The organism is Cytobacillus purgationiresistens (assembly GCF_030813235.1).
Classification (GTDB): domain Bacteria; phylum Bacillota; class Bacilli; order Bacillales; family Cytobacillaceae; genus Cytobacillus; species Cytobacillus purgationiresistens.
On the sequence record NZ_JAUSUB010000011.1, the window covers coordinates 127,153 to 134,620 of the forward strand.

At 34.1% G+C, this 7,468-nt stretch carries 7 protein-coding genes, 1 tRNA gene and 1 pseudogene; 3 read left to right on the forward strand and 6 right to left on the reverse strand.

The window, feature by feature from the left end:
- Nucleotides 1–203 precede the first annotated feature (203 nt).
- The gene (locus J2S17_RS13970) at nucleotides 204–422 is read right to left on the reverse strand and encodes a hypothetical protein (RefSeq protein ID WP_307475832.1); all 219 of its coding nucleotides are present in this window, start codon (nucleotides 420–422) and stop codon (nucleotides 204–206) included.
- A 150-nt stretch (nucleotides 423–572) separates the two neighbouring features.
- On the reverse strand, nucleotides 573–878 hold the full coding sequence (locus J2S17_RS13975; RefSeq protein WP_307475849.1) for an aspartyl-phosphate phosphatase Spo0E family protein: 306 nt from the start codon (nucleotides 876–878) through the stop codon (nucleotides 573–575).
- A gap of 296 nt (nucleotides 879–1,174) precedes the next feature.
- Between J2S17_RS13975 and J2S17_RS13980 the strand changes: the two are divergent.
- A pseudogene (locus tag J2S17_RS13980) lies at nucleotides 1,175–1,342 on the forward strand (flagellin N-terminal helical domain-containing protein); the annotation flags it as partial.
- 236 nt (nucleotides 1,343–1,578) lie between these two features.
- Here the strand turns inward: J2S17_RS13980 and J2S17_RS13985 are convergent.
- Entirely contained in the window at nucleotides 1,579–2,583 is a 1,005-nt protein-coding gene (locus J2S17_RS13985; protein WP_307475834.1) for a VanZ family protein, read from the reverse strand.
- Between the two features lie 769 nt (nucleotides 2,584–3,352).
- Here J2S17_RS13985 and J2S17_RS13990 point away from each other — a divergent pair.
- The gene (locus J2S17_RS13990; RefSeq protein WP_307475851.1) at nucleotides 3,353–3,598 is read left to right on the forward strand and encodes a YolD-like family protein; all 246 of its coding nucleotides are present in this window, start codon (nucleotides 3,353–3,355) and stop codon (nucleotides 3,596–3,598) included.
- A gap of 58 nt (nucleotides 3,599–3,656) precedes the next feature.
- Here J2S17_RS13990 and J2S17_RS13995 read toward each other — a convergent pair whose 3' ends face one another.
- From J2S17_RS13995 to J2S17_RS14005, 3 genes are all read right to left on the reverse strand, one after another.
- Nucleotides 3,657–4,382, reverse strand: coding sequence for an alpha/beta fold hydrolase (locus tag J2S17_RS13995; RefSeq protein ID WP_307475853.1), 726 nt, complete (start codon nucleotides 4,380–4,382; stop codon nucleotides 3,657–3,659).
- A 254-nt stretch (nucleotides 4,383–4,636) separates the two neighbouring features.
- A tRNA-Ala gene (locus tag J2S17_RS14000) sits at nucleotides 4,637–4,709 on the reverse strand.
- Between the two features lie 76 nt (nucleotides 4,710–4,785).
- On the reverse strand, nucleotides 4,786–5,481 hold the full coding sequence (locus J2S17_RS14005; RefSeq protein ID WP_307475836.1) for an MgtC/SapB family protein: 696 nt from the start codon (nucleotides 5,479–5,481) through the stop codon (nucleotides 4,786–4,788).
- 108 nt (nucleotides 5,482–5,589) lie between these two features.
- Here J2S17_RS14005 and J2S17_RS14010 point away from each other — a divergent pair, with 108 nt between their 5' ends.
- Nucleotides 5,590–6,504 carry a DMT family transporter gene (locus J2S17_RS14010; RefSeq protein WP_307475837.1) on the forward strand — a complete coding sequence of 305 codons (915 nt, stop codon included), beginning with the start codon at nucleotides 5,590–5,592 and terminating at the stop codon, nucleotides 6,502–6,504.
- Nucleotides 6,505–7,468: the final 964 nt, after the last annotated feature.

Here is a 7,468-nt window from a genome sequence, read left to right on the forward strand (position 1 = left end):
TGATAACAGAAAAGTCACAGTATCGGAAAATGTGAAATTGGGTTTACGGGTATGTCATATAACATCTTGTTAACGAACAACACTTCGTAAACCCTTTCCTATAGGGTAACGTCAGGAAAATGCGAATTTACAACGCTAACAAAGTTTTATCCATAAAAAAAGTCGATTCCTTCATATTTCAAGAACTTTTTTTATATACCTCTTTAATAGGCTAATTGTTTCCAACTATCTTGATACAGCTTAAATTCTTCATGCAGCCATGATAATAGTGCATCCACTACACTTTTAATAAATTTGTTGAGAGTGAAGGTGAGGAGGTTTATGTAGTTGGGTATACGCAGCTTAATTTCTTTTTCTAATGACAAAGGTAGTCCTTTTTCAATCATAGCCGGTTCAATAGAATTATCGTATGGTTTAAGCATCTTATATCAATGAAGATCACAGTAAAGATTAAGAGGATAGAGTTGTATTTTATCTATTAAATATTCTTTGAAATTTTGATGTTCAATGACAACCTCAAAAGATCCTATATTATTCGGACACATGTTAAATTCGATATACCACATATTAAATCACCTCATAGTTTTTTGATTTTTAATCGTATAGTAATTCAGCAATTGAAGGAAATCCTTAGCCAGCAGCCATTGATTACGAATAAAAGTAAGTACCTTATCTGGATTAAACTTAAGATTGTTTATTGAAGAAGCTGTTTTTCGAAGTAATTCATTTTTCCGGATTCCTCCCTCTTCTAATTGATTTAAGAGCTGGTCAATCTCTTGTGAGATCCTAATCATAGCCGGATGTGTTTGCGGTAAGACCTTGCTATTTGTATACATTTCTTTTCTTTTTTCTTCGCTATATTTCAGAAGTTCATTTATCCTATGGCTCTCCTTTCACGAAAAAAAACACCCAAATAACCTCAATGAGGTTATCAGGGTGTTTGTCCTGTTAATGTTTATTTAATTAATTACATCATAACATAAATGTAAGAAAATACTAAATATCAATTTAGTTAAATTTTTGATTATAATAATATAAATTTAATAACATTTGTAAGTTAGTTACTATAAAATGGAAATGAGATAGTAGTAGTTAACAATAAATCAAAAATTTAACAGGTCTACTGGGTGATTTATGGATGAGGAACCCCAAAAAACACATGGAGGTTTAAAAAATGATTATTAATAACAATATTTCTGCATTAAACACTTACCGTCAATTAGGCGTTAACAACGGTGCAGGAGCAAAAGCAATGGAAAAATTATCTTCAGGTCTTCGCATCAACCGTGCTGGCGATGACGCTGCAGGTCTTGCTATCTCTGAAAAAATGCGCGATAATTTACTCCTTGTAAAACAGCAAAAATGATAATTTGAAAAGATATACAGATTATCATTTTTTGTTTAGTAATATAAATTTTTAAGTTTTAAATTGTACTAAAGCACCTGATAGTTTAAGTACATTAGCTCACATACTTGATTGTTTTTACATAATTAAAGAGTTAAATTCAAATTTTTTATTAACCAAGCCATTATCAATAACAAAACTGTTAGAGTCTGCATAGCTATGGTGAGGTCTTGTTAGAATAATGATCTTATTTTTTCTCTTATCCTGTTTATAATCTCTTGTCCTGCGTTTACCTCTGTAATAGTAATATCCCACATCACGGCATTTGTAATTAGATTGGGATCTTCGTTAATTATTTTTATTGTAAAATCATTAACTTCATTTAAAGGGACTTGAAAAGAGACTTCCTGATTTTCTCCACTTTTAGCTGATAACCCTACCGAATAAATTACTGTTCCACCACTGATAAATTCTATTTCACTAACCTCTGTGCTTGCAGCGTTAATTACATCGTCTGGGATTGCGACATAACCTGTTATGTCTTTATATTTGCCATCTAAAAGATACGAGAATTCATTGGTTTTCGTATTCTTTCTACTATATAGATTTATTTGAGGCGTTACCTCTTTTTGGGCTACTGTAAAACTGGACAAGTTTTCATCCCACTGTATAGACCCATCTTTTAGGATAAGTTCATTCAGGGCTACAGTTTCCCCTTCCCCTTTTTCTAGATAATTATTGATACCACCAACAATTATAATAGTTCCAAGGGCAAGTACAATAGCTATTAGGAACATTTTACAAATCCCTTTTAGTTTATCTCGGTCATCGGTGACTATTCGCTGTGCCGCAAATCCTACCGCAGCACCTAATGAATTAATTATGATATCATTTATATCAAAAGCTCCTAAACGAGAAAGCATTTGTAGCGTCTCAAGTATTGTTATAGACAAAATAAAAAAGGTTATAAAGCGTCTAAAACTACATCGAAACAGGAGAGGAATGATCATGCCAAAAGGTATGAACGCTAAAAAATTCCCGTACTCAAAAAACCAAATTTGAAAGTCTTTTCCCATTGGATAATGCAATGGAATCCCTTCAGGTATTAGATTAAATCGTAAGCTAGAGTCTAGCCACAGAAAGCTTCTATTGAAACCAAGATACAAGAAATAGAGGGTCAAAGCTGTATATAATGTTAACAGCACAATCGTGATTTTTCGTAAATTTCCTTGATGCATAATTACATCCTTTCTTTTCTGTAATGTGCATCTCACAGTTCTTCAGAAGCCTCCTCTTTTCTTGGTCCGAGGAGCCTTGTGTAATTGTAAAAACTCACATTTCGTATTGTACTAATTAAACAGTGAAATGGATAAGTCTATATTTGACCATTTTACTTGTAGCCGTTTTCAAAAAAACTATCCTGCCTCGATAGCTCCATAGTTAATATCACTGAACCTTTTTGATAGCTCTATTATATGCAATTTATCTTTCTCTTTAAATTCTCTAATTATCATTTTTCTCCCCCGTTTATGGTATGGTAACTTCCTATATTAAAAATACCATAAATTGAAAATATGTTTAATAAAAATAACCTCCGTTGTTTAACTAACCTGCCCCGTTAGCATTCCTGTAGGGCATTAAATATCGGCTTTGAAAAAAACAGACCCCCTCAGTATGATGAGAGTACACACAAACCAAAACTCATTTTAAGGAGGAAGCTCTACTATGAATTTTAAAAAGCAAAACAAACAAAATCAACTAATTGAAAGAATCACGAATCATCATCTTGTTGTAGGAATTGATATCCTAAGTAGTTTGATGTGCTCAGGCATAAAAAAGGCCCCTTGCCATTTCATTTTTCCTCTATCACGGATCATAATTCCTTCTCCTGTATCTTATTATATGCAAACGCTTGTTCTTTTATCGATTGAAATCGAACAAAAGTTCGTATGGAATTATAGAAAAGAAGAACAGAGAGGGGAAAGCAACATGGGAGTGAAAATGCCAATGAAAACAAAGCCACAACGTCCAACGAGAGATGAATTTGATATGGAGGAATTGGGTAATGCAGTTGTTGAGGCTCATAGAGAGAAAAATGAAGTTTTAATTACGTTATGGCAAAGAGAAACGATACAAGGGAAGATTGTTAAATTGGATGGTCAGACTCAACTGATACATATTGAAAGTGGGTATGAAACAATCAAAGTGAAGTTTATTAATATTCTTAAGATAGAAAGCGCAACTGTAGAATGAGGAGCGCTTTTATCAAATCATTAGAAGGTCTTATTGAGCTAAAGCCCCCGTTAGTTTTTTAAATAAGGTCAATAAGCTTTTCAATGGCAGCGACTACCACTTCTGGTTCATCCTTTTGTATAAAATGAGCACTGTTTTCAGCAATCACCAATTCTCCATCTGAGGATATTTCAAGGATCTCTCTCTGCAGTTCATTCCATAACTCTTGTGATTCCTTTGAATAATGAGCTTTCTTACCAGCTGAAAGAACAAATATTGGGACATTTAATTCAATTCTAGTTTCTTTTAACTGTTTTAGACTTTCCATAAATTCATCATAATTGCCTTCATAAACGAATTGCTTATTGTACGCTTGTTGAAAATCTTGTGACATCGTTAGGAGAAACCTTTCTCTGTAATCTTCAGGCGTAGAGTCAACCAAGACAAGTCCACAAACTTCATTTTGATATTCAGTTGCAAACATTCGCATATTAACTCCACCAAATGAATGGCCTACTAATATGTAAGGAGGTTTAATCTTGGCTTCAAAAAGAAGTTCCCTCAATTCTTTTACCATCTCACGGCTGGTTCTGGGGTTGGAACTTGTTTCACTTTTCCCAAGTCCTGCTCTATCATAAATTAGAACAGTAGAGAGCTTTGAAATATCCCCAATTACTGAATCCCAAGCCTTGGAAAAGTCTCCATATCCAGCATCCAATACGACTGTTGGTTTTCCGTTATTTTCTCCCAATAATTTAGCATATAGTTTACAATCACTTATTTGTACAAACATTTCTTTAGTCACTTTGTCCATTCCTCTCATTTTGCCAACTATCCCTAGTTAATATTTAACAATATTAACCCTCCTTCTTCAACCAACCTGCCGCTATAGTTGAATAATCAGGAATTGTTTTGAATGTGCTTAAGCAAGTGGGAAATGCTATATAAATCATTGAAAATCTAATTTTGACGGCAAAATGACGGCAAACAGTATTTCAGTAAATAATACATGAGGAGAAAAAAACAAAAGAAGCCCTGATAAATCAAGGCTTCTTGGTATGGAGAATAGGGGGCTCGAACCCCTGACCTCATCGCTGCCAGCGATGCGCTCTCCCAGCTGAGCTAATTCCCCCGGATGGATGTACAAGAAGAATTATATCTAGAAGTAGGATTTCTTTCAAGAGGGAATTTTCAATTTTTATAGATTATTAGTGCATACTTTCAATTTCCATAAATTTAACACCTTTTAATTTTGAAATGTTGTAATAGAAATCTGTTGTTTTTCTTCTATAGTCTACAGCAATGGTTAACTGGATATGAGGCTGCCCTTCCTCCGTGTCTTTAATTTTCATACGTCTGATGGCTGCTTTTTGTTCCTTAATTGCGGGAATGATGGCTGCTATATCCTCTTTGTGTTCAACAATTAGCTTGATGGTGATTTCTTTTTCTCTTAATTGCCTTGGTCCAACTAAGCCTAAGAGATAAGGGATAACTTCTACCGATACAATTAGAAAAATTACACCGGCTACAGCCTCCATATAATAACCAGCTCCTACGGCAATTCCGATTCCTGCCGCTCCCCATATTAAAGCAGCTGTCGTCAAACCTGAAATACTGTCATTCCCTCTTCTTAATATAACTCCAGCTCCAAGAAAGCCAATTCCAGAAACAATTTGTGCCGCAAGCCTAAGAGGATCCATTGTAATATTAATCTCGTCATTCCCAGGGAAAACATAGGCCGATTCAATTGAAACGATCGTTAAAAGGCAACTAACTATAGAAATAACTAAGCTTGTTTTAAGACCGACCGGTTTTCTTTTTAACTCTCTTTCGAGTCCAATAATCAGTCCAAGTATAGCTGAAATTCCTAATTTCATTAGTACTTCCAATTCTGGTCCAGTCATAACATCGCCCGCTTCATTATATTTTGCATAAAAAGATATCAATGCTTAATCTATAGGGTGTAAAATAGTTTATACCCAATTTAAATATGAAAGAAACAAGGTGAATAAATGTCTGAATCAAAAATCAATCCCTATATTGTATTAGCAATAGGGGTCATCTCAGTATCAACCTCAGCCATTATTGTTAAAGTATCAAGTGCTCCCGCCGGAGTGATCGCATTTTATAGGCTGTTTTTTTCTGTTCTCCTCATGTTGCCAATCTTTCTTATAAAATATGTTCATGAACTCCGCTATATTACAAAGAGAGATTGGGTGTTCTCTGTAATCTCAGGAGTATTCCTGGCATTTCATTTTATTTTATGGTTTGAGTCATTAAATTACACGTCTGTCGCAAGCTCAACGGTATTAGTCACGTTGCAGCCGCTGTTCGCTTTTATTGGGACTTATCTTTTCTTTAAAGAGAAATTTTCATGGAAAGCCATCTTAAGTGCAGTCATCGCCATTATCGGAAGTGTGATTATTAGCTGGGGTGACTTTTTAATTAGTGGCTCTGCGTTATATGGCGACATTTTGGCTCTTATAGCATGTGCATTAATAACAGGATATTTAATGTTCGGGCAATCTGTCCGAAAGAGGATGTCGTTGATTACCTATACATTTGTGGTGTATTCAATTAGTGCCGTCACATTGCTCATTTATGTTTTGGTTGCACAAGAACCTTTGTATCCTTATCCAACTAGCGACTGGATTTATTTTATTCTGTTAGCACTTGTACCAACTCTTCTTGGTCATACATTATTTAATTGGTCAGTGAAGTGGCTTAGTACTTCTACCATCTCCATGGCGATACTTTTTGAACCAGTGGGAGCTGCTGTTTTGGCATACTACTTTTTACAGGAAAGCTTAATATGGACACAAATCCTTGGTGGTCTGATTGTAATAGGCGGACTTTCAATCTTTTTATTAGATGAACGAAGGGCACGAAAAAAAATGGTGCAAAGTCAAATGATTTCAGAAGATTAGTTGTTTGGAAAAAGCAATAATAAAATATCATATGACTCAAAAAGGTGAATGCGGTTAAATCTGCATTCACCTTTTTATGTATATTTCTTTATTCAATGATTAGTGTTACATAAACACATAAGACAAACGTGAAAAAATAAATGCAGTAGTAACAGTGAAAATAAAAGTACCTCCATAGGTTTTTCCTTCAGAATTTGCGATTCTTATTCCTTCAACATAGGAATAAGCAAATAAGAAAATTGCCATAATTACTGATAAGTAGAGAGCGATCGTTTCCAGCTTCGTTCACACCTTTCTAAAAGAATAGAGATGATAGATACTATGTTTAAAAAGGCGAGTCTATGACTTTTTATATGAGAATAGGAAGAAAAGGAAATCAGGTACCACTTATATTAATCGTTGATAAACTTATCAACAAGGTGTGGATAAAGCGGTGGATTATTTTTATGAAGGATAAAAAGATGTGGATAAGTCTGTGGATGGGGAGGTATATCGAATGAAAATGATGTTAAAGAAGATGTATAAGTTTCTTTTTACACTTTATATCTTAAAAAAACATAAGGAATGTGAAGTGATTATCTAATAGAAGGAAGTGTTAGATTAAGAGTGGTTATAAACCTTCTATAAAAGAAGTGGGGTTTGATAGGTTTGAAAATAAAAATGAAAAACTTTTAAAAATTATATTGCAAACACTTTTAGCTCATGGTATATTAGTTCTCGTCCCCAATAAATAAATGATTTTACAACTTGAAAAAAGTAAAAAAAAATATTGACTTTACATAGGGAAACATGGTAAATTAATAAAGTCGCTTATGAAGCGAACGAGATTGATCTTTGAAAACTGAACGAACAAAAAACGTCAACGTTAATCAAAAAAAGCTGATTTATCAGCATCGCACTTTTAGTGCAAAAACGAGCTAATCAAACAACACTTTATTGGAGAGTTTGATCCTGGCTCAGGACG